The sequence below is a fragment of the Streptomyces sp. NBC_00154 genome (genome assembly GCF_026342835.1).
GTDB lineage: Bacteria > Actinomycetota > Actinomycetes > Streptomycetales > Streptomycetaceae > Streptomyces.
In genome coordinates this window covers 1,816,937-1,840,482 of sequence record NZ_JAPEMI010000001.1, presented here as the reverse complement: position 1 = coordinate 1,840,482, position 23,546 = coordinate 1,816,937, and the positions used below count along the sequence as shown (strand labels likewise).

Genomic DNA, 23,546 nt, shown 5'->3' with positions numbered 1-23,546 from the left:
CGCCCCCTGGTGGGGCCCGCGCCCGGGCCGGGAGGGCGACCGTCCGAAATGCTGTCCAGTATCTGAGACCGGTGTCTCGTTCCGCGTTGACATCGCCGATGTGGTCCCGCATATTTCTCGGCATGTCACGCAGCCCTGTCACCTCCGAATGCGCCGCCATTGTGCTGGCGCTCATCGGCGTGACCGGGCACAGCGTCGCCGACATTCACTGTTGCTGACGCCTGCCTGAGCGCGCGTCGGCCCCTTTCTCCGAGCCCTGGTCTCGGTCCGAACGGCCCTTCCCGACTGCCGCGCCCCGGCGTTCTCACGTCCGCAGGCGCGGCAGTTTCGGTACCCCGGTCCCCTTTTCACCTTCCGACCGGTTGTCCCCCACCCTCGCTGCCGCCTGCCCGGACCCACCATCCGCTCTTCACCGCAAGCAGCACTCCGAGAGGTCATCTTCCGATGCGTCAACCGTCCGTCATATCGCGCCGCGTGGCAGCGGCCGTCGTGGTTCTCGTCGTGGGTTCGGGCGCCGCCGCGTGCGGGCCCCAGGACAGCAAGGGCAGCGACAGCAGCTCCGGCGCAGCGGGCAAGCCCGCCAAGGGCGGTACCCTCACCGTCCTCAACAGAGCCGCGCAGGAGGACTTCGACCCCGCGCGGCTCTACACCTCCGGCGGCGGCAACGTCCCGTCCCTGGTCTTCCGTACGCTGACCACCCGCAACCGGGAGGCCGGCGCGGCCGGCGCGAAGGTGGTCCCCGACCTGGCGACCGACCTGGGCACGCCCAGCAAGAACGCCACCGTCTGGACGTACACGCTCAAGGACGGCCTGAAGTACGAGGACGGCACCGCGATCACGAGCGCGGACATCAAGTACGGCATCGAGCGCTCCTTCGCTGCCGAACTCTCCGGCGGTGCGCCCTACCTGCGCGACTGGCTGATCGGCGGCGCCGACTACCAGGGTCCGTACAAGGACAAGAAGGGCCTCGCCTCGATCGAGACCCCCGACGCGAAGACGATCGTCTTCCACCTCAACAAGCCGGAGGGCGAGTTCCCCTACCTGGCGACGCAGACCCAGACGACCCCCGTACCGAAGGCCAAGGACACCGGCACGAAGTACGAGAACCACCCCATCTCCTCGGGTCCGTACAAGGTCGTCAAGAACGAGGGCGACGGCGAGCGCCTCGTCCTGGAGCGCAACAAGTTCTGGTCGGCCGCGACCGACGAGGAGCGCAAGGCGTACCCGGACCGGATCGACGTGCGCTCGGGGCTCGACTCGGCCGTCATCAACCAGCGGCTCTCCGCCTCCCGCGGCGCCGACGCTGCCGCAGTCACCACCGACACCAACCTCGGCCCGGCCGAGCTCGCCAAGGTCACCGGCGACAAGAAGCTCGCCGCCCGTGTCGGCACCGGCCACTTCGGCTACACGAACTACATCGCCTTCAACCCGAAGGTGAAGCCGTTCGACAACCCGAAGGTGCGCCAGGCGATCTCGTACGCCGTCGACCGCACCTCGGTCGTCAACGCGGCCGGTGGCTCCTCGCTCGCCGAGCCCGCCACCACCTTCCTGCCGGAGCAGGCGTCCTTCGGCTACAACGCGTACGACGCCTTCCCGGCCGGCAAGACGGGCAACGCGGCCAAGGCCAAGGAGCTGCTGAAGGAGGCCGGTTACGCCAAGGGCCTGACCATCACCCTCACGCACTCCAACGAGAAGAACTTCGCGACCAGCCCGGAGATCGCCACCGCGATCCAGGAGGCGCTGAAGAAGGCCGGGATCACGGTCAAGCTCCAGGGCCTGGAGTCCAACGCGTACTCGGACAAGATCTACAACGTGAAGAGCGAGCCCGGCTTCTTCCTCACCGGCTGGGGCGCCGACTGGCCGTCCGGCGGTCCGTTCCTCGCACCGATCTTCGACGGACGCCAGATCGTCAAGAACGGCTACAACTTCAACGCCTCCCAGCTCGACGACTCCTCCGTCAACAAGGAGATCGACGAGATCAACAAGCTGACCGACCTGAGCGCGGCCGCGAAGCGCTGGGGCGCACTCGACAAGAAGATCGGTGAGCAGGCGGTGACCGTGCCGCTGTTCCACCCCGTCTACAAGCGCCTGTACGGCGAGTCCGTCAAGAACGTCGTCATCAGCGACTGGACCGGTGTACTCGACATCTCGCAGGTCGCGGTCAAGTAACCATGGCCGAAGCTCTACTGGTCAAGGAGGCGGGTGCCGTGTCGGCCCCCGCCTCCGGGGCCTCCTCGTTCTGGCGGCGGCTGCGCGCACGGCGCTCCGCCGCCGTGGCGGCCGTGATCGTCGCCCTCCTGGTCCTGGTCGCGCTCGCCGCCCCGCTGCTGGCGGGGATCGAGGGCCAGGACCCCACCACCTACCACGCGAACCTCGTCGACTCCGCGACCGGCGGTGTACCGCTGGGCTCGTTCGGCGGGATCAGTGCCGACCACTGGCTCGGCGTCGAACCGCTCACCGGCCGCGATCTCTTCGCCCGTGTCGTGTACGGGGCCCGGGTCTCGCTCGGCGTGGCGCTGGCCGCGACCCTGCTCCAAGTGATCATCGGCGTGGTCGTCGGGCTCGCCGCCGGACTCGGCAACCGCTTCGTCGACCAGGCGCTCAGCCGCGTCACCGACATCGTCGTCGCCCTGCCCGTGATGGTGATCGCGCTCGGCGCGCTCGCCGTCGTCCCCGCCGACTTCCCGCGTCCGGTGCTGATCGCCGCGATCGTCGGACTGGTCGGCTGGTCCGGTATCTCCAAGATCGTGCGCGCCCAGACCCTCGCGCTGAAGTCGCTCGACCATGTGGCGGCCGCCCGGCTCAGCGGCTGGGGCGGCTGGCGGATCGCCCGGCGCGAACTGCTGCCCGCGCTCGGCGCACCCGTCATCACCTACGCCGTGCTGCTCTTCCCCGGCAACATCGTCGTCGAAGCGGCGCTGTCCTTCCTCGGCGTCGGCATCAAACCGCCCACGCCGTCCTGGGGACAGATGCTCAGCGACGCCGACACCTGGTACCAGGCGGCGCCCACCTATCTGCTGATCCCCGCCCTGCTGATCTTCATCACCGTGCTGGCGCTGACCGTCCTCGGTGAGGGCGTACGCAACGCACTGGACCCGCGCATCGCCTCCCGGCTGCGGATCGGCACCGGACGCAAGAAGGAGGCCGGAGCATGAGCCGGTTCCTGCTGCGGCGCATCGGCGGGGCGCTCTTCGTGCTCCTCGCCCTCAGCGTCGTCGTCTACGCCGCCTTCTACGTCGCCCCGGGCAACGTCGCGCAGATCGCCTGCGGTCCGCGCTGCTCGCCCGCCCAGGTGGCACAGGTCAGCGACCAACTGCGGCTCGGCGACCCGCTGTACCTGCAGTACGCGCACTTCCTCCAGGGGATCTTCGCCGGCCGCGACTACTCGACCGGCACCGGAATCCTGCACTGCCAGGCACCCTGCCTCGGACGCTCCTACCAGAACGACGAGCAGGTCACCCAGATGATCCTGACCAAGCTCCCGGCCACCGCCTCGCTCGCCATCGGCGCCTTCGTGCTGTGGATCGTGCTCGGCGTCGGCACCGGGCTGCTCTCGGTGTGGCGGCGCGGCCGCGCGACCGAGCGGCTCCTCACCGGACTGACCCTGGCCGGCATGGCCACGCCCGTCTTCGTCGTCGGTCTGCTGCTGATCATCGTCTTCTGCTCGGCGCTGCAGCTGCTGCCGTTCCCCGACTACGTACCGCTCACCGAGAACCCGGAACAGTGGGCCTGGAACCTGCTGCTGCCCTGGGTCTCACTGGCCCTGGTCTCCGCCGCTCCGTACGCCCGGATGACCCGGGCGTCGATGCTGGAGACCCTCGCCGAGGACCATGTGCGCACCTTCCGGGCGTACGGGGTGAGCGAGCGGAAGCTCGTCGGGCGGCACGCCCTGCGCGGCGCGCTCGGCCCCGTGATCGCGCTCGGCGCACTCGACATCGGCTCGATGTTCGGCGGCGCCGTCCTCACCGAGTCGCTCTTCAACATCCCCGGCGTCGGACGCGAACTCGTCGACGCCGTGAAGAACGTCGACCTGCCGGTCGTCGTCGGCCTGGTGCTCGTCACCGGCTTCTTCGTCGTCCTTGCCAATGCCGTCGCGGACATCCTGCAGGCGATGGCCGACCGTCGGGTGGTGCTGGCATGAGTCTGGTCGAGGTCTCCGATCTGACCATCTCCTTCGACGGCGCGGATGGTGTACGGGCCGTGGACGGCCTTTCCTTCACGCTGGAGGAGGGCGCGGCGCTCGGCGTCGTCGGCGAGTCCGGCTCCGGCAAGAGCGCGTCGGCGTACGCCCTGCTCGGGCTCCACCGGGGGACAGGCGCCACGGTCGGCGGCTCGATCCGGGTTGCCGGCGTGGACGTACAGGCGGCGGACGACGCGGAGCTGCGGGCGCTGCGCGGGGCGAAGGCCGCGATGGTCTTCCAGGACCCGCTGTCCTCGCTGGACCCGTACTACGCGGTCGGTGACCAGATCGCCGAGGTGTACCGGGTCCACACGCGCGCCTCCGGGCGGGCGGCGCGGGCGCGGGCCGTCGACGTGCTCGACCGGGTCGGGATCCCCGACGCGGCGCGGCGGTCACGGTCCCGGCCGCACGAGTTCTCCGGCGGGATGCGGCAGCGTGCGCTGATCGCGATGGCGCTGGCCTGCGAGCCGCAGCTGCTGATCGCCGACGAGCCGACGACCGCGCTGGACGTCACCGTCCAGGCCCAGATCCTGGACCTGCTGCACACCCTGCGCCGGGAGACCGGCATGGGGCTCCTGCTGGTCACCCACGATGTGGGCGTCGCGGCGGAGAGCGTCGACGAGGTGCTGGTCATGCAGTCGGGCCGCGAGGTGGAGCGCGGGCCGGTCGCCGAGGTGCTCGGCGCGCCCCGGCAGCCGTACACGCGCGAGCTGCTGGCCGCCGTACCGCGGGTGGACGCGAAGCGCCCGGAGCCGGAGCTCGTTCCGGCCGGTCGTGTCGCGGGCGCGGGCGAGCCGAGGCTCGACGCCGCCGTGTCCCGCGCTGCGCAGGTGGGCGAGCCGCTGCTCGAAGCCATCGATCTGCGACGCGAATTCGGACGGGGCCGCAGCCGGGTGACCGCCGTGGACGGTGTATCGCTCACCGTCCACCCCGGCGAGACACTCGGCATCGTCGGCGAGAGCGGCAGCGGCAAGACGACGCTCGGCCGGATGCTCGTACGCCTCCTCGACCCGACCGCGGGCCGGCTCCACTACCGGGGTACGGAGATCGGATCGCTGTCGGACAAGGCGCTGCGCCCGCACCGGCGCGAGCTCCAGATGGTCTTCCAGGACCCCGTCGCCTCGCTCAACCCGCGCCGCTCGATCGGTGAATCCGTCGCCGATCCGCTGCGCGCGGCGGGCGCACTCGACGACGCCCGTGTCCGGGCGCGCGTCCAGGAACTGCTGGAACGCGTCGGCCTCGACCCCGACCGGTACGACCGCTACCCGCACGAGTTCAGCGGCGGCCAGCGCCAGCGCGTCGGCATCGCCCGCGCGCTAGCCGCCGACCCCAAGCTGATCGTCTGCGACGAACCGGTCTCCGCGCTCGACGTCACCACCCAGGCACAGGTCACCGCACTCCTGGCCGAGCTCCAGCGCGAACTCGGCCTCGGACTGGTCTTCATCGCCCATGACCTCGCGGTCGTGCGGCAGGTCAGCGACCGGGTCGCGGTGATGCGGCAGGGCCGGATCGTCGAGCAGGGGAGTGTCGACGAGGTGTACGGGGCGCCCCAGGATCCGTACACCAAGCAGCTGCTGGCCGCCGTGCCCGCCCTCGATCCGGCGCTCGCGGCAGTGCGTCGCGCAGCCCGCAAGGAGCTGGCCGCAGCCTGACCCTGCGTAACCGATCACCCTCATAGCGCGACGGAACGCTACCGGGGCAGGAAAGTTACGACGGTTCACCCCTTTCGGTGGCGCGATGGACAACCGTCCGTCGCGCCACCGGCGTATCCGCTTACGGTCGTCCCGCTGCGAGTCGCCAATCAAGCGGCGGCCGTCCACAAGGGAGATCGGGGGTGTGCTCGTGCGGATCGGACTCCTCACCGACGGTGGTTATCCGTATGCGACCGGTGAGTCCAGACTCTGGTGCGACCGTCTGGTGCGCGGACTGACGCACGAGTTCGATCTCTATGCGCTCAGCCGCTCCGCCGAGCAGGAGGCGCAGGGCTGGGTACAGCTCCCGCCCCAGGTCAGCCGGGTGCGGACGGCGCCGCTGTGGATGGCCGACGAGGACATCCTGGGCAGCCATGTCCCCAAGGGGCTGATCGCCCGGCTGGTGACCGGCGGGGGCGGGCGGTCGTACGGACGCCGCGAACGGCGCCGCTTCACGGCGCACTTCACGGCGCTCGCGACATCCATCTGTACGGCGGACGTGACACGCGACGAAGAGGACGGCGTACGTCGGACGGGTGGCTCCGACACCGCCGACGCGCAGTTCACGGACGGGCTGTACGGACTCGCCGAACTGGCCCGCGAACACGGCGGACTTCCCGCGGCGCTCCGCTCCGAAACCGCTGTCCGCGTACTCGAAGCCGCCTGCCGCGCCCCCGGCACCGGCCGCACCGTCCAGACCGCGACCGTCCCTGACCTCCTCGCCTTCGCCGCGGAGCTGGACCGCGTCCTGCGTCCGCTCTCCCTCGACTGGTACGACGAGGAGAGCCTCGGCGCGGTCGACCTCTGCCACGCCACGTCCGGCGGAGCCGCAGCTCTGCCGGGGCTGTTGGCCAAACGCTTCTTCGGGGTGCCGCTGCTGGTCACCGAGCACGGTGTGCAGCTGCGGGCGCACTACCTCGCCGCGACCGGCACGCCGCTGAGTGCGCCGGTACGCGCCCTGCTCGCCAACTTCCTCGGACGGCTCGCCACCGAGGTGTACCGGCAGGCCGCGCTCATCACCCCGGGCAATACGCACGCCCGCCGCTGGCAGGAGCGGTGCGGCGCCGACCGGGCCAAGCTGCGCACCGTCTACCCCGGCATGGAGGCGGCCCGCTTCGCCGCGCTCGGGGAGAGCGGCGACGACGGCGGACCCGACACGCTGGTCTGGGTCGGCAGGATCGAACCCTCCAAGGACCTGATCGCGCTGCTGCACGCGTTCGTCGAGGTGCGTAGGGCCGAACCCGACGCGCGGCTGCGCATCATCGGCGCACCGGCGCCGTGCGCGGAAGGCACCACGTACCTCGCCCAGTGCCGGGCGCTCGCCGCCCAGCTCTTCCCCGATGAGGCCGCCGACGCGCACGCCATCGGTGACAACCCGGTCTCCTTCGAGGACATCGGCGACGCCGAACTGCCCGACCTGGCGGAGGCGTATGCGGCGGGCGGGATCGTGGTCCTCTCCAGCGTCGTCGAAGGCTTCCCGATCAGCCTGGTCGAGGCGATGTTCTGCGGACGTGCCACGGTGTCGACGGACGTCGGCGCCGTCGTCGAAGTCATCGGCGGTACGGGACTGGTGGTGCCGCCGCGCAACCCCCGGGCGCTCGCCGACGCATGCATCGCGCTGCTGCGTGACCCCGAGCGCCGCGCACGCCTCGGCGCGGCCGCCCGCGCCCGCGCGCTCGAACTCTTCACCGTCGAACAGAACCTCGCGGCATTTCGCGGCATTTACCTGGAGCTGATCTCGCACTCCCCGGTGCGCAGGGACGCGCGTGCGCTGAACACGGACGGCGCTCCTCGCCCGTTCGCGACCCCGCCGGAGGCCCATGTGCTGGGCAGCTGGACGGCCCCCGTCCCGCCCACGGCCGGGCACACCCCGAGCTGGGCCGCCGAGGGCGTGTGCGCGGGCGCGCGGAGAACGGGGGACGGCCATGTGTGAGCAGGAGACGGACACGAGGGCGGGCCGGCCGGGTGCACCCGTCGGCCGGTCCCACGGACATGGCGAAGAACACGGAGGAACCCCCATGGGCGGCCGCCCGACCGAGGCACCTGATGCCTCGGGCACACCGATGCCCGACGCGAGCTGGGACTCCCGCTCGGAGGCCCTGGTCTCCGAGACGCGGGTTGCGGAGATCTCCGCACCGGCTTGGGGCCTGCCCGCATCCGGGCCGGGATGGGCACCGGCGGTGCCGGGCCTCACCGGGAAGGGGCGCACGCCGGTGGTGCCAGGCCTTTTCGGGAAGGGGCGGCCGGCGTCGTTCATGGGACACTTCATGGGTCGGGACGGGAGTCCCGACCGGGGCGAAGGGCCGCACGCCCCGGAGGTGGACCCGGCCACGTCCGAGGCGCCGGACGCGGTCGGCGGTCCGGAAGCGGACCGCCCTCCGACCGCGGAGACCGTGGAGCCGGCTCCGGCCGCAGACCCGCATGCGGCCCCGGACCTGGATCGGACCCCGGCCCCCCACCCACCCCCGCCCACCGACCCCGCCCGCCCGCGGAAGGCGACCGTCGCCCCGGACCGCCTCCCCACCGAAGAGCCGGAGTCCGGGCCGGAAGCGGCCGAGGCCGAAGTCAAGGCCACGGCCGACGCCGCCCCCATCGCCCGCGCCCCCGAGATCGCACACACCCCCGCCGTCTCCGCGCGCAAGCCCACCGCCGCCCGGCGTGGGCCCATCGACCCCGTGAAGACGCTCATGCACCGGCACCGCGATCTCTGCGAACGCGCCGTCGATCCCCTGGAGATCGCCGCCGGACTCGAAGCCCACGGGGTCACCGACCGCACCGCCGCCCGCTACCGGCACCGCGACGTCTTCTCGCTCGCCGAGGAGCTCTACGCGAGGGTTCCCACCGTCGCGGGCGAGTCCGGTCGCGCGACGGCGCCCGCGCCGATGCGTGACATCGAGACGCGCGCCGCCTGGTCGCTCCGCGCGCTGCTGCCCGGCGCCGCCTGCACCGCGACCGCCGTCGTCCTGAAACTCACCGACGGGGTGCTCGGCGGCGGGGCGCGGCTCACCGTGGCCCTTGTCGGGGCGCTGGTCGCGCTCCTCGGCCTCGGTCTGTGCCTGCGGAGCGGTCCCCTGCACGCCGCCGAAGGACGCTCCTCGGCTGCCGCCCCGGTCTACGGGTACTGGCTTCTCGGGTATGTCCTGTACGGCGACGCCCTGCTCGACCAGGTTCTCAGCGGCGGCCCCGAAGGACCCTGGGCGATCACCCCCGCACCCCTCCTGGGGCTCGCGCTCGCCGTCGCCCCGGCCGCCTGGTGCGCGCACCTCTTCTCCGTACACGCACAGCGCAAACTCGCCGGCAGCCGCGCACTGGAGGAGTTCGCAGCAGGTGTGCGGCCCCTGCTCTTCGGGACCGTCGCGTTCTTCCTGTGCGTCCTCACCGGGCTGCTCTACCTCGCCGACCTCGGATACGGAGGTCGCGGCGTCCCGGTCGGGGCCGCCGCCCTCGGCGTCCTGCTCCTGCTGGCCCGGCTGCTGACCGTCCATGGCTTCCCCGAGCCCGCCACCACCGGACTCGCCGCAGCCTGCGCCGTCGAAGCGGTCGCGCCCGCACTGGTCCTGGCCGGGCGGCTGCCCGGCCTGCACTTCGTCGCCCGGCCCGTCGACACCGTCGTCGTGGCGGCCGGCACCGGAGCCGTACCCGCCATCGCCTGCGGCGCAGCCGCGCTCGGGCTGCTGATCCACGCCGCCGTCGCTCTCTCCAGGGCCTCCGCCCACACCCGCGCATAACCCCGCACGACCCCGCACGAACCCCGCGGAGCCGACGCCGCGGGTGCCTGTTCCGTAACGCTCGCAACCTCCCCAAGGAGACACCGGACATGACCCCCCAATCCCCCGCACCGGCAGCCCGCCGTCGGCGCGAAGGGGGCACACGATGAGGGTTCTGCTGCTCGGAGCCAATGGATTCCTCGGCCGGTTCGTGGCCGACCGGCTGCTCGCCGACCCCGCCGTGCACCTGACCGCGCTCGGCCGCGGCGACGACGCCGACGTACGGTTCGACCTGGCCGGTGGCAGTCCAGGAGCACTCACCCGCTTCCTGGACGCCGTCCACCCCGGGGTCGTCGTCAACTGCGCCGGCGCCACCCGCGGCGGCGCCCGCGATCTGATCCGACACAACACCGTCGCCGTCGCCACCGTCTGCGAGGCGATGCGCCGCAGCGGCTGCAGCGCCCGTCTCGTCCAAGTGGGCTGCTCCTCGGAGTACGGGCCCTCGCAGCCCGGATCGTCGACCGCGGAGGACGCCGTGCCGCGCCCCGGCGGCCCGTACGGCGTCTCCAAGCTCGCCGCCACCGAACTCGTCCTGGGCTCCGGCCTCGACGCGGTCGTGCTGCGGGTCTTCTCGCCGGTCGGCCCCGGCACCCCGGCCGGCTCACCGCTGGGCCGGCTCGCCGAGGCGATGCGCCGTGCCATGCAGTCGGGCGACGGCGAGCTGAAACTCAGCGGCCTCGGAGTGCAGCGCGACTTCGTCGACGTACGGGATGTCGCCCGCGCCGTGCACGCCGCCTCGCTCTCCGCCGCGCAGGGCGTCGTCAACATCGGTACCGGCCGGGCCGTGCGGCTGCGCGACGCGGCCGCCGTGCTCGCCAAGGTCGCGGGATACCCGGGTGCCCTGCACGAGCTCGACACACCCCCCGCCCGGCTCCCCATCGGCGCCCCCCGCACCTCCGCCGAGTCCGTCATCGAACACCTCTCGGCGACCCCGTCCCCGTACCCGGACGGATGCGGGGCCTGGCAGCAGGCGGACGTCCGCACCGCCCGCGACCGGCTCGGCTGGCGCCCCCGGATCAATCTGGAGGAGTCCCTCGCCGACATCTGGATGGAGGCGGCATGCCGCATCTGACCAGCGCCGGTACCGCCCGCCGGACCAGTGGCACCGAGCAACTCGGCTTCGGCGTCCCGGGGTACGCGCACCCGCTGCTCGCGCCCACCGAATGGGCCGAGCTGACCCGCTCCGGCACTCCGCTGCACTGGGCGGTCCTCAACATCGACAGCGGCCCCGGCGCCCGGCCCGACCCGCACTGTCTGGAGGCCGCGGGCCGGCTCCGCAACGCCCGCGAACGGGCCGTGCACGACGGGGCTGCGCAGGACGCCGTCCGGGCGGGCGGCGGCCTGCTGCTGGGCCATCTCGACCTGACCTTCGGCAACCGGCCGTTCGGCGAGCTGATCGCCGACGCGCAGTCCTTTCTCGACTGGTACCGCGTCGACGGCTTCTACCTCGACCGGTGTCCGGCCGAGCGCGCCGACCTTCCGGCGGTCCGCCGGATCACCAGCACACTCGCCGCGCTCCTGGAGGAGAGCGGGGACAGCAAGGACGGAGGGGACGAAGCGGCCGGGAGCGGTCTGCTGGTGCTGGGGCACGGGACCCACCCGTATCCCGGCTATGCCGAGACGGCCGACCAGCTGGTCACCTTCTCCGGGGCGTGGACCGACTACCGCTGGTCACAGGTGGCGGAGTGGACCGCGGACTACCCACCGGAACGCTTTGCGCACTTCGTGCACGGCGTCCCGCGTACCCACCTCGACGAAGCCATGCGGATCGCCCGCTGGCAGGGGGCCGGGACGATCTTCTTCACCGACCGCACGATCCGCACCGACCATGGTGGACAAACCGACCCATTCGCGGCGCTGCCCGGGTACTGGGACGAAATCGTCTCGCGGATCGGACCTGGTATCTCGGAATGAGGAGGGGCGTGGCAGTGTTGCGGGTGAACAACCGTACGTAGATGAAGTACGTAGAAACCGACCACCTGCATTGTTGAGGTTCCTGTGTCGCTGCCACCCCTGGTCGAGCCAGCTGCTGAGCTCACCGTCGACGAGGTCCGCAGGTACTCCCGCCACCTGATCATCCCGGATGTCGGGATGGACGGACAGAAGCGGCTGAAGAACGCGAAGGTGCTCTGTGTCGGCGCCGGCGGTCTCGGCTCGCCGGCCCTGATGTACCTGGCTGCGGCCGGTGTCGGCACGCTCGGCATCGTGGAGTTCGACGAGGTCGACGAGTCGAACCTGCAGCGCCAGATCATCCACAGCCAGGCCGACATCGGCCGCTCCAAGGCCCAGTCCGCCAAGGACTCGGTCCTGGGCATCAACCCGTATGTGAATGTTGTCCTTCACGAAGAGCGGCTCGAAGCCGAGAACGTGATGGAGATCTTCGCCCAGTACGACCTGATCGTGGACGGCACGGACAACTTCGCCACCCGCTATCTCGTCAACGACGCCGCGGTGCTGCTGAACAAGCCGTACGTGTGGGGTTCGATCTACCGCTTCGACGGCCAGGCGTCCGTCTTCTGGTCGGAGCACGGTCCCTGCTACCGCTGCCTCTACCCGGAGCCGCCGCCCCCCGGCATGGTCCCGTCCTGCGCCGAGGGTGGCGTGCTGGGTGTGCTCTGCGCATCCATCGGCTCCATCCAGGTCAACGAGGCCATCAAGCTGCTCGCCGGCATCGGTGACCCGCTGGTCGGCCGGCTGATGATCTACGACGCCCTGGAGATGCAGTACCGCCAGGTCAAGGTCCGCAAGGACCCCGACTGCGCGGTCTGCGGCGAGAACCCGACCGTCACCGAGCTCATCGACTACGAGGCCTTCTGCGGCGTCGTGTCCGAGGAGGCCCAGGAGGCGGCGCTCGGCTCCACGATCACTCCGAAGCAGCTCAAGGAGTGGATCGACGCCGACGAGAAGATCGAGATCATCGACGTACGCGAGCCGAACGAGTACGAGATCGTCTCGATCCCCGGCGCGAAGCTGATCCCGAAGAACGAGTTCCTGATGGGCAACGCCCTTCAGGACCTCCCGCAGGACAAGCGCATCGTCCTGCACTGCAAGACCGGTGTCCGCAGCGCCGAGGTCCTCGCGGTCCTCAAGTCGGCGGGCTTCGCCGACGCGGTGCATGTCGGCGGCGGCGTGATCGGCTGGGTCAACCAGATCGAGCCCGAGAAGCCGGTGTACTGAGCCGCTGTACCGAGCCTCCGTACGGGGGCTGAACGCTTCGAAGGGGCCGGTCCGCACTGCGCGGGCCTGCCCCTTCGCCGTATCCGTCGACCTGTTCTACGAGCAGGTCCTGCCGTTCGCCGGAACCTTCCCGTCGAGGAAGTACGCGTCCACGGCCGACGTCACACACGGGCTCTCGCCGTATGCGCCGTGACCCTCGCCCTTGTTGGTGAGCATGACGCCGACGCCCTTGCCCAGCTCGTCCGCCATCTTCTGGGCACCCTCGTAGGGCGTCGCCGGGTCACCGGTCGTCCCGACGACCAGGATCGGACCGGCGCCCGGAGCACTTGCCTCCGGGGTGTCGTGCTCACCCTTCACCGGCCAGTCGGCACACCAGCCGGCCGTGTCCCACGCCAGGAACGGGCCGAAGACCGGGGACAGCTTCCGGAACTCGGGCAGCAGCGCCTTCGCGTCGCCCGCCGTCGGCCGGAGCCTGCTGTCCGCGCAGGAGATGGCGCGCTGCGAGTGGCTCTGGGTGTCGTAGTGCCCGTTCTTGTCACGGCCGTTGTAGGAGTCGGCGAGCTGGAGGAGGAGATTGCCGGTGCCCTGGTTCTCGGCCTCGTGCAGCGCCTGCGTCAGAACGGGCCAATTGCTCTTGGAGTAGAGCGGCGTCACGATGCCGGTGATCGCCAGCGTCTCGTTGAGCTTGCGGCCCGAGCCGGTCGGCAGCGGCTTCCCGTCGATCCGCTCCAGCAGCCGGGCGATGCGCCGGGTGCCCGCCTTCGGGTCCTGGCCACGGTCCTTGAGGTAGTTCTCCAGCGCGCGCTGGAAGCCGGTCGCCTGATTGCGGGCGTGCCCGATCGTGTCGGCGGTCGGATCGACGACCGCGTCGAGGACCGTGCGTCCCACATTCTTCGGGTAGAGATGCGCGTACGTACCGCCGAGCTCCGTACCGTACGAGATGCCGAAGTACGTGAGCTTCTTGTCGCCGAGCACTTCGCGGATCAGATCCATGTCCCGCGCGGCGTTCGTCGTACCGACGTACGGGAGGACCTTGCCCGAGCTGCGCTCGCAGCCGGCGCCGAAGTCGGCGCCGTCCTTCATGAACGCCGCCTCCTCCGCAGCCGTGTCCGGAGTCAGGTCGATCTTCCGGTTGGCGACCTCCTGCTCCTGGTCGCTGCGGCACTTGACCCCGGAGCTGCCCGCGACCCCGCGCGGGTCGAAACTCACCAGGTCGTAGCGGGTGTTGAGCTTCCCGTACGATCCGGCGGCGCGCGGCAGTATCGAGACGCCCGAGCCGCCGGGGCCACCGAAGTTGAACAGCATCGAGCCCAGCCGACGGCCCTTGTCGCGGGCCTCCTTGCGGATCAGCGCGATCGCGATCGTGTCGCCGGTCGGCTCGGCGTAGTCCAACGGCACCTTGACCGTCGCGCATCTCCAGCCGGACGCCGGTGCGCTCTCGCCTCCGACTGCCTTGCAGCGGTTCCAGACCGGCCGTTGGGAGGTGAGGGCCGCCGGCAGGGCGGGCAGCGCGCCCGGCTTCCCGTCCGATCCGCCGGACGCCCCGGTGGACGAGGGCGTCGCGCTGCGGCCCGCCTTGCCGTCCGCCTTCGCGTCCGAGCCCCCGTCACAGCCCGCGAGCACCCCCGTCAGCAGCAGCGCGGCAGCGGCCAGAGCCCCGGCGCGAGCATGGTGAACCACCTGTACGTCCCTCCCCGTTGTGCCTGTACGTACGGCGTGCGACGCGTGCTATTTGTCGCTGCCGCCAGCCCCTGAGCCACAGACAGTACCGGCCGCCGGGACTTTGCCGTCCAGCAGATAGTCACCCACCGTCTTCTGCACACAGGCGTCGCCGGTGTTGTACGCGCCGTGCCCCTGACCCTTGTACGTCATCTCGACCCCGACGCCCTTGCCCAGTGCGTCAGCCATCGCCTTCGCACCCTTGTACGGGGTCGCCGGGTCTCCTGTGTTGCCGACGACCAGGATGGGGGGCGCGCCGGGGGCGCTGACGTCCGGGGTGTCCCAGACGCCCTTCACCGGCCAGCCGGTGCACGCCATCAGACCCCAGCCCAGATAGTCGCCGAAGATCGGCGACGCCTTCTGGAACTCCGGGAGCCTCGCCTCCGTCTCGTCGACGCTGAACCGCTGCTTGGTGTCGACGCAGTTGATGGCCGTGTTGGCGGCCGTCGAGTTGTCGTAACGGCCGTCGTCGGAGCGGCCGTTCAGCGAGTCGGCAAGGGCCAGGAGCAGCGCGCCGTTCCCGCCGTCCGCCTCGTCGAGCCCTTCTTCCAGCAGCGGCCAGGTCTCCCGGGAGTAGAGGGCGGCCGCGATCCCGGTGATTGCCTGGGACTGCGTCAGCTTCCGGGTGCCGAGCCCCGTGATCGGCTTCTTCTCCAACCGCTGGAGAAGGTCGGCGATCCACAGCTCGACCTCCTTTCCGGTGGAACCGGGGAGCTTGCAGGCGGCGCCGCGGTTCACGCAGTCCTGGGTGAAGTTCTCCAGGGCCAGCTGGAAGCCCTGCGCCTGGCCGAGGGAGGACTGTTCGGAGTCCTCGGTCGGGTCGACGACCGCGTCGAGCACCGCCCTGCCGACGCTCTTCGGGAACAAGTGGGCGTAGACGCCGCCCAGTTCGGTGCCGTAGGAGAAACCGAGGTAGTGCAGCTTCTCGTCGCCGAGCACCCGGTGCATCAGATTCATGTCGCGGGCGGCGTTGACAGTGCCGACGTAGGGGAGTTCGGAGCCGGAGTTCTTCTTGCAGGCCGCCACATACTCCTTCTGCTGGTTGACGTAGGCCTGCACCTCGGCGGCGTCGTCAGGGGTGAGGTCGCTCTCGAAGCGCGCGTCGAGCTGCTTGTCGTTCTCGCATTTCACGCCCTCGCTGCGGCCGACCCCGCGTGGATCGAAGCTCACCAGGTCGTAGCGGGTTCGGAGCTTGTCGTACGTGGTGCCGAATTCAGGCAGTGTGGCGACGCCGGAGGCGCCGGGGCCGCCGAAGTTCATGATGAGTGAGCCGATCCGTTTGCTCGGGTTGCTGGCCTTGGCGCGGATGAGCGCCAGTTTGATCGTGTCGCCGTCCGGCTTCGCGTAGTCGAGCGGGACCTTCATGAAGGAGCACTCCCAGGCGGTGCCGCCGGGGAGCGGGGTGGGGGCGGTGCCGCCGCCCTGCGCCGCGGAAGGGGCGGGACAGGGCTTCCACTCCAGCTTCTGGGAAGCCAGGTCGGCCGGCACCGACGTGTCGGCGGCGTTCGCCGGGTGCGGAGAGTTCTGGGTGCGGTCCGCGTCGGCCGCACCGTCGCCGCTGTCCGAACAGGCGGTGAGGGGCAGCAGAACGGTCACGGTTGCGGCGAGGGCCGCGGAGCGCAGGGCAGGGGGGGTCCTCATTGCTCCATCGTGCGATGGGGTGCCGGACCGCGCGCGGGACGCCGGTCCAAGCGGGTGGCGGCGGTGCCCGGAGACCGGATCCGTGAGCCGGGACAGCCCCTTCTAGAGAGCGCCCTTGCGGGTGAGATGGTTGAAGCAGAGCCAGCCGGGAAGGACCGGCAGCCACAGCGTCATCAGCCGGAACAGCAGCACGGCAGGCGCCGCGACCTCCTTCGGCAGACCGACCGCGATCAGCCCCAGCGTCAGCGCACCCTCGACCGCGCCCATACCGCCCGGGGTCGGCGCCGCCGAACCCAGCGCGTTGCCGGCGAGGAAGACCACCGCGATGCTCGCGTAGCTGAGCTGCGGTACGTCGGGACCGCTGAACGCCCGGATCGACGCATCCAGACACATCACGAACAGGCCGGTCAGCAGCAGCATGCCGCCGATGCCGGTGAGCAGCTTCTGCGGCCGCTGCACGACGTCGAGCATGCGCGGTACGACTCCGGCGAACAGCGACCGTACCCGCGTCACCACGAACTTCCGCAGGAACGGGATCGCGGTCACCACCAGCACCAGCACCGCGACGGTCAGCAGCCCGGCGATCACCGTCCTGGACGGGGTGAGCGACGACGGGGTCTTCTCGGTACCGGTCAGATAGCCGAACGCGCCCAGCAGCAGCACATGGCAGCCGAGCCCGAACAGCTGCGAGGCGCCGACACTCGCGACGGCCAGCCCCGGGCGCACCCCGGAACGCTGCAGGAACCGGGTGTTCAGCGCCACTCCACCGACCGCGGGCGGCGCGACGATCTTCACGAACGAGCCGGCCACCTGCGCCAGCACCGTCTTGCCGAACGGCACCCGCTCCGGCACGAACCCCAGCAGGCTCATAGCGGCCGCGATGTAACTCAGCGCCGAGAACCCGAGCGCCGCCGCCACCCAGCCCCACTCCGCCTGCTCGACGACCGCACCGAAGTCGGCCTCCGTGACCTGGGAGATCAGGAAGTACGCGGCGATGGCACCGGCGATGAAGCTGAGGAGGGTGCGCGGCTTGATCCGCTCCAGCCGAACCGGTTCGACGGGCGCCTGCGGCCGGATCAGCAGCACCTGGCGGCGGATCTGAGTCAGCAGATCCTCCTCGCGGGCCTCGTCCAGCGCATCGTCTATCGCCCGCTTCTCGGCGCGCTTCTCCGCCTGCTTCTCATTACGGAGCGCCTTGCGGTCGGCGGGGACCGAGGGGACCCCTTCCGCCTCCGACACCTCGGACTCCTGGGCCTTGGCACGCTTGGCGGCGTCCGACGCTTCGAGTACCGCCTCCCGCTCCCGCTGCGACCGCTCCCGGGCGAGCCTGCGCAGCGCCGCCCGGGTGGAGCGGCTGAGCGCGATCGGCTGGAGCAGCGGCAGACAGTTGGCGACGGCGTCGGGACCGAGTACTTCGAGCGCGGCCGCGACGGCCCGCTCGGCGCCCACCCGCAGACCGGTGGTGGTGAGCAGCTGGGCGATGTCCATCCGCAGCACCAGATCACCGGCCGCGATCTCCCCGCCGCGCAGATCGGTGACGAACACCGTGCCGGAAGGCTCCACCAGGATCGCGTCGCCGGTCAGTCTGCGGTGCGCGATCCGCCGCGACTGGAGCGCCTTCACCTGCCGCCAGGCACCGCGCACCAGATCGTCGGTGATCTCCACGTCCTCGAGCGCGTCGAGCGAACGTCCGCCGATGTGCTCGTACACCAGCATCACGGCGTCGGGACCGAGCTCCGAGGTGGCGATCAGTTTGGGGGCGTTGGCCCCGGCGGCGATCGCCGCGTACGCGAGAAGCGCCTCCTGCTCCAGGGCCTGGCGCAGCGACTGGATGGAGCGGCGCTGGGTGAAGGCCCGCAGGGTGAGCCTGCGCCATACCCGGTAGAAGAAGCCCTGCGCCTGCTGTTCCCGGTCGACGACCGTCACATCCAGCGGTGGACCGTCCTCGAGGGAGACCAGATAGCGGCGGCCCCGGTCGCTCTGGTCGCCGGAGTCGGGCGCGTCGTCGGCGCGCATCGCGGTGACCGGGCGGAAGCCGACGTGGCGCAGACCGGCCATCAGGTGCTGACCGGTCGGCCGGACGTTCGGCGAGCCGACCGCGTACAGCGTGCCGTAGGCCACGGTCCAGCCGATCAGCACGGTCAGGATGATCGAGAACGGTGTCGTATAGCCGCCGACCAGCATGGCGAAGGCGTCGAGTAGCAGCACCACCCACAGCACGACCCGCCAGCGCGGCCGTCTCGCCATGCCGACCGCCGTCATATAGGCGATGACGGGCGCGAGATAGCCGTGGACGGGATCGGTGAGCGCAGCACCGGGCTGCGGCTGGGTGAGGGCGTCCTGAATGGTGCCGGAGGCGGCCTTGGCCACCCACAGGTCGGTGGCGAGCGTCACCCCGTGCGCGAGCACGGCGGCAAGAACCCCGTCGGCGATCCGCAGCCCGTCGCGTTTGATCAGCCGCTCGATGGCGAAGGCGACGGGCACGAGCAGCACGGCGATGCTGGAGACCAGACCGGCGATCTTGATGAGGACGTCGGGCGCCTGGTCGGTGCCCTTGTTGATGTCGTTCTCGAGACCGGTCGTGGTGCCGTGGGCGAACGCGGCGATGGAGAACAGGACGGCGATCGCCAGCACGCCGACGAGGAGCCGCATGAGGTCGGAGGGGCGGTGCACGCGCGCCGGGAGCAGCGGTTCGTCCCCGGAGACACGGTCGGCTTCTTCGGCCGCGCGGACGGTGGAGAGGGTGGAGCCGACCAGATGGTGCGGGCGGGCCTGCTGCGCAGGCTCCTGGCCGTGCCCCTGCTTCAGCTCGCGCTCCGTCTCGGATGACGGCCTCTGCTCCGGTGCCGGCTTCCGCTCCGGTGCCTGAGCCTGGTCCTGGCCTTCTTCCGGGCGCGGCTCGGCATCAGAGGCGTCCGCCGCCTTCGGTGGCTGCACGCCCTGCTCCTTCGTCGCCTCTGATTGGTCTTCGTGTTCTCGTATCACCGGTCACCGCCCGCATGATGGTGGCACGGCCTGGAGACAGAGGGGGGCATCAGGGTGCATTGCACGGTCGCGCGAGGGGCAACATACGCTCCTTTGCTCCTGTGTGCACACTCGGTGACCGGATGGATACGCAGCGGTCGCTCGCGATCAGGGCCGGGCTGTCGGTGGCGTACGGCACCATGGGTCGGATGAGCGAACACCGGACGAGCGACGACGGCGTGAGGGACGAACGGGTGCCCGACGAGCTGCCCGAGTACGCGGAACGCGTGCTCGATGTCGCCGACCTGATCCCACCCGGCCGTGTCATGACGTACGGCGATATCGCGGAGTGGCTGGGCGAGGGCGGGCCGCGCCAGGTCGGCCGGGTCATGGCGCTGTACGGCGGTGCGGCGCCGTGGTGGCGTGTGGTGCGCTCCGACGGGGCGCTGCTGCCCGGCCACGAACTGCAGGCGCTGGACCACTACCGCGAGGAGAGCACCCCGCTGCGCGAGGCGTCGCGCAGCGCGGAGGGCCACATACCGCGCCTCGACATGAAGCGTGCACGGTGGGACGGCGTGACCGGCGGCGGTCACGGCGGGGCCGAGGGCGAGGACGGAGCTGCTCACACCTGACAGCTTCCGCCATTCGGTCCCACGACGGGAGCAGCCGGGACCGCAGGACATGCGAGAAGTGCAGCGCGACCTGCTGCCCGACCTGCTCCGGGACTCTCCGCGCACCTTTCCGGGCGACCTGCGGTGCGACATGGAACGTGACGATCGCCGCAGCGGACTCGCCGCATCCGACCCCTTCGCTGGCGTAGCGTCGACAGTTCGCGGCGCGCACCCCCGCCCCCTCACCACCAGCACACCCACCAGGACCGGCGATCCACGTGAGCTCCTCCCCCTTCACCCGGAACAGTCCGCACCGTCAGGCACGGCAGGGGGTCCCTCCACGCCCGCAGGGGCGTAGGGGGAGGACCACGGGCGCGTACCGACTGGTGCGTACCCGGCCGGGTTCCGTGGACCCCCCTCTCCTGGACGCGGCGCAGCAGGCGGTGGTTGATCACCCCGGCGGTCCGTTGCTGGTCCTCGCCGGGCCGGGCACCGGCAAGACCACGACGCTCGTCGAGGCGGTCGCCGCCCGCGTCGCCCGGGGCGGCGACCCGGCCCGCATCCTCGTGCTCACCTTCAGCCGCAAGGCCGCGGTGGAGCTGCGCGACCGGATGGCCGCCCGGCTCGGTGCAGCTCGCGGCCCGCAGGCCACCACGTTCCACTCCTTCTGCTACGCACTGGTCCGCGCCCACCAGGACGCCGACCTCTTCGCCGAACCGCTGCGGCTGCTCTCCGGACCGGAGCAGGACGTAACCGTCCGCGATCTGCTGGCCGGCCAGCTCGAACTGGAGCAGGAGGGCCTCGCGCACATCCGCTGGCCCGACGAACTGCGGGCCTGCCTGACCACGCGAGGCTTCGCCGACGAGGTACGCGCGGTGCTGGCCCGGAGCCGCGAGCTGGGCCTCGGCCCGAACGCCCTCGCCGACTTCGCGCGCCGCACCGGCCGCCCGGACTGGGGTGCGGCCGCCGAATTCCTCGCCGAGTACCTGGACGTGCTGGACGCGCAGGGGGTACTGGACTACGCGGAGCTGGTCCACCGGGCGGTGCTCCTCGCCGAGCGCCCCGAGGTGTCGGCGCTGCTGGCCGGCGAGTACGACGCGGTCTTCGTCGACGAGTACCAGGACACCGACCCGGCGCAGGTGCGGCTGCTCCACGCGCTGGCCGGCAACCGGGGGAGTGCGCCGGGAGCCGGCGGCGGCCGGGACCTGATCGCGTTCGGCGACCCGGACCAGTCGATCTACGCCTTCCGGGGCGCCGATGTGAACGGCATCCTCGACTTCCCGGAGACGTTCCGGCGAGCGGACGGCGACCCGGCCCCGGTCGGCGTCCTCACCACCTCGCGCCGCTCGGGCGAACAGCTGCTGGCCGCCACCCGGCTGCTCACCCGCCGGATGCCGCTGACCCGCCTGCCGTCGGCGAAGGTGCGCGCCCACCGCGAGCTCGCGGCGGTCCGCGAGGGCGGCCGGGCGGAGACGTACACGTACCCGACCGCGTCCACCGAGCTCGACAACATCGCCGACCTGCTGCGCCGCGCCCATCTGGAGGACGGCGTGCCGTGGAACGAGATGGCGGTGCTGGTACGCGCCGGCGGCCGCACGATCCCCGTGGTGCGCCGCGCGCTCACCTCGGCGGGCGTGCCTCTGGAGGTCGACGGCGACGACCTCCCGCTGCGCCACGAACCGGCGGTGGCCCCGCTCCTCATGGCACTGCGCACGGTCGCCACGGCGGCGCTGCACCGCACGACGACCACGAAGAGGACACCGGGAGCGGACGCCGCCGAGGATCCGGCCCCGGACCCCGCCCCGGTTCCCTCCTCCGACGAGTCTCCTGCTCCCTGGCTCGACACCGAGACCGCTCTCACCCTCCTCGCCTCCCCTCTCGGCTCGATGGACGCCGCCGATCTGCGCCGGCTCGGGCGGGCGCTGCGCGACGAGGAGCGGGCCGCCGGGAATCGCGTACCGGCGCCCTCTGGGGAACTGCTGGCCCGCGCACTCGCCGAGCCCGAGCGTCTCGTCGCGCACGACCCCGCGTACGCCCGCGGTGCCCAGCGTCTCGGCGCGCTCCTGCGCAAGGCCCGTGAGCTCCTCGAAGGCGGCGGTACAGCCGAAGAGGCCCTGTGGGAGCTGTGGGCCGGAACCCCTTGGCCGGGACGGCTCGAGAGGGCCGCGCTGCGCGGCGGCGCCGGCGGCCGCAACGCCGACCGCGACCTCGACGCCGTCTGCGCGCTCTTCGACACCGCGGCCCGTGCCGAGGAACGCACCGGCGGCCGCGGCGCGCTCAACTTCCTCGAAGAGGTCGACGCCCAGGACATCGCCGCCGACACCCTCTCCAAGCGCGTCGTACGCCCCGACGCCGTACGCCTGATGACCGCGCACCGGTCGAAGGGGCTGGAGTGGCGGCTGGTGGTCGTCGCAGGGGTGCAGGAGGGCCTCTGGCCTGACCTGCGCCGCCGCGGTTCACTCCTCGAAGCGGACCGGATCGGCCGCGACGGACTCGCCGAACCGCTCACCCCGGGCGCCCTGCTCGCCGAGGAACGCCGCCTCTTCTACGTCGCAGCGACCCGCGCCCGTGAACGCCTGATCGTCACCGCGGTGAAGGCCCCCGCCGACGACGGCGACCAGCCGTCCCGCTTCCTCACCGAGCTCGGCGTCGAACCGCGCGAAGTCACGGGCCGCCCCCGCCGGCCCCTCGCCGTCGCCGCGCTCGTCGCCGAGCTGCGCGCCACCACCGTCGACCCGGATGCCTCCGACGCCCTGCGCGACGAGGCGGCCCACCGGCTGGCCCGGCTGGCCGCACTCACGGACGACGAGGGCCAGCCGCTCGTACCGTCGGCCCATCCGTACCGCTGGTGGGGCCTGTACGAGCCGACCCGCTCGGCCGTCCCGCTCCGCGACCGGGACCACCCCGTGGCGCTCTCCGGCAGCGCACTCGACCAGCTCGCCAACACCTGCGCACTGCAGTGGTTCCTCGGCCGCGAGGTGAAGGCGGACGCCCCGGCGACGGCCGCGCAGGGCTTCGGCAACGTCGTGCACGTACTCGCCGACGAGGTCGCCTCCGGCCGCACCCCCGCCGATCTGGCGGTCCTGATGGAACGCCTCGACTCGGTCTGGGACGGGCTGGTCTTCGACGCCCCCTGGAAGTCGCAACAGGAGAAGGAGCAGGCACGGGTCGCCCTCGAGCGCTTCCTGCGCTGGCATGTCATGGACCGCACCGGCCGCACCCCCGCCGCGAGCGAGCACGACTTCGACGTGACGCTCGAAGCGGGGGAGTACGAGGTACGGATCCGCGGCTCCATGGACCGCGTCGAACGGGACGCCGACGGCCGGGCGTACGTCGTCGACTTCAAGACCGGAAAGCAGGCTCCGACGAAGGACGAGGTCGCCCGTCACCCCCAGCTCGCCGTGTATCAGCTGGCCGTCCGGGAAGGAGCGGTCGACGAGATCTTCGACGGCCACCGTCCTGCCCCCGGCGGCGCCGAACTCGTCCAGCTGAGGCAGCCCGCCCCCAAGAAGGAGGGCGGCGACGCCCTGCCCAAGGTGCAGGCCCAGGAGCCGCCCACCACCGAGTGGGTCTCCGACCTGCTGGCCACGGCCGCGGGCCGTGTCCTGGACGAACGCTTCACCCCCACGACCGGCCAGCACTGCACCCACTGCACGTTCCGGGGGTCCTGCAGCGCGCAGCCGGAGGGCCGCCACATCCTGGAGTGACGGGGTATCGGCTGTGGACGGTCAGCCCTTGCGGGCTACGGTCACGTAGACATTGATGTCGTCATCGGTCGCCTCGCCGATGTTCACGT

15 protein-coding genes are annotated in these 23,546 nt (G+C 71.5%); 12 read left to right on the top strand and 3 right to left on the bottom strand.

The window, feature by feature from the left end:
• Positions 1–122: 122 nt before the first annotated feature.
• The 10 genes from OHA03_RS47795 to moeZ all read left to right on the top strand — a co-directional run bounded on the left by OHA03_RS47795 (position 123) and on the right by moeZ (position 12,815).
• On the top strand, positions 123–218 hold the full coding sequence (locus tag OHA03_RS47795; RefSeq protein WP_323181174.1) for an Ms4533A family Cys-rich leader peptide: 96 nt from the start codon (positions 123–125) through the stop codon (positions 216–218).
• A 226-nt stretch (positions 219–444) separates the two neighbouring features.
• On the top strand, positions 445–2,169 hold the full coding sequence (locus OHA03_RS08005) for an ABC transporter substrate-binding protein (RefSeq protein ID WP_267002137.1): 1,725 nt from the start codon (positions 445–447) through the stop codon (positions 2,167–2,169).
• Between the two features lie 2 nt (positions 2,170–2,171).
• The gene (locus tag OHA03_RS08000) at positions 2,172–3,155 is read left to right on the top strand and encodes an ABC transporter permease (RefSeq protein ID WP_267002135.1); all 984 of its coding nucleotides are present in this window, start codon (positions 2,172–2,174) and stop codon (positions 3,153–3,155) included.
• Positions 3,152–4,141, top strand: a complete 990-nt coding sequence (locus OHA03_RS07995; RefSeq protein ID WP_030969654.1) for an ABC transporter permease — start codon at positions 3,152–3,154, stop codon at positions 4,139–4,141. The genes OHA03_RS08000 and OHA03_RS07995 overlap by 4 nt, the downstream gene beginning before the upstream one ends.
• Positions 4,138–5,832: an ABC transporter ATP-binding protein gene (locus OHA03_RS07990; protein ID WP_323181173.1), complete on the top strand. Its 1,695-nt coding sequence runs from the start codon at positions 4,138–4,140 to the stop codon at positions 5,830–5,832. Before OHA03_RS07995 ends, OHA03_RS07990 begins: the two co-directional genes overlap by 4 nt.
• 190 nt (positions 5,833–6,022) lie before the next feature.
• The gene (locus OHA03_RS07980) at positions 6,023–7,804 is read left to right on the top strand and encodes a DUF3492 domain-containing protein (RefSeq protein WP_267007973.1); all 1,782 of its coding nucleotides are present in this window, start codon (positions 6,023–6,025) and stop codon (positions 7,802–7,804) included.
• Between the two features lie 658 nt (positions 7,805–8,462).
• Positions 8,463–9,599: a hypothetical protein gene (locus tag OHA03_RS07975; protein ID WP_267007972.1), complete on the top strand. Its 1,137-nt coding sequence runs from the start codon at positions 8,463–8,465 to the stop codon at positions 9,597–9,599.
• 145 nt (positions 9,600–9,744) lie between these two features.
• Positions 9,745–10,710, top strand: a complete 966-nt coding sequence (locus OHA03_RS07970; RefSeq protein WP_267002132.1) for an NAD-dependent epimerase/dehydratase family protein — start codon at positions 9,745–9,747, stop codon at positions 10,708–10,710.
• Entirely contained in the window at positions 10,698–11,552 is an 855-nt protein-coding gene (locus tag OHA03_RS07965; protein ID WP_267002130.1) for a spherulation-specific family 4 protein, read from the top strand. The genes OHA03_RS07970 and OHA03_RS07965 overlap by 13 nt, the downstream gene beginning before the upstream one ends.
• 84 nt (positions 11,553–11,636) lie before the next feature.
• Positions 11,637–12,815, top strand: coding sequence for an adenylyltransferase/sulfurtransferase MoeZ (moeZ, locus tag OHA03_RS07960; protein WP_093772733.1), 1,179 nt, complete (start codon positions 11,637–11,639; stop codon positions 12,813–12,815).
• Between the two features lie 96 nt (positions 12,816–12,911).
• On the opposite strand, the gene OHA03_RS07955 is transcribed toward moeZ, so the two are convergent.
• The 3 genes from OHA03_RS07955 to OHA03_RS07945 form a co-directional block, all read right to left on the bottom strand.
• The gene (locus tag OHA03_RS07955) at positions 12,912–14,495 is read right to left on the bottom strand and encodes an alpha/beta hydrolase (RefSeq protein ID WP_267002126.1); all 1,584 of its coding nucleotides are present in this window, start codon (positions 14,493–14,495) and stop codon (positions 12,912–12,914) included.
• A gap of 48 nt (positions 14,496–14,543) precedes the next feature.
• Positions 14,544–16,175 carry an alpha/beta hydrolase gene (locus OHA03_RS07950; RefSeq protein ID WP_267002124.1) on the bottom strand — a complete coding sequence of 544 codons (1,632 nt, stop codon included), beginning with the start codon at positions 16,173–16,175 and terminating at the stop codon, positions 14,544–14,546.
• Between the two features lie 102 nt (positions 16,176–16,277).
• Positions 16,278–19,112: a lysylphosphatidylglycerol synthase domain-containing protein gene (locus OHA03_RS07945; protein ID WP_267002122.1), complete on the bottom strand. Its 2,835-nt coding sequence runs from the start codon at positions 19,110–19,112 to the stop codon at positions 16,278–16,280.
• A 236-nt stretch (positions 19,113–19,348) separates the two neighbouring features.
• Between OHA03_RS07945 and OHA03_RS07940 the strand changes: the two genes are divergently transcribed.
• Positions 19,349–19,771, top strand: coding sequence for an MGMT family protein (locus OHA03_RS07940; protein ID WP_267007971.1), 423 nt, complete (start codon positions 19,349–19,351; stop codon positions 19,769–19,771).
• A gap of 257 nt (positions 19,772–20,028) precedes the next feature.
• Positions 20,029–23,457, top strand: coding sequence for an ATP-dependent DNA helicase (locus OHA03_RS07935; protein WP_267002120.1), 3,429 nt, complete (start codon positions 20,029–20,031; stop codon positions 23,455–23,457).
• Positions 23,458–23,546: the final 89 nt, after the last annotated feature.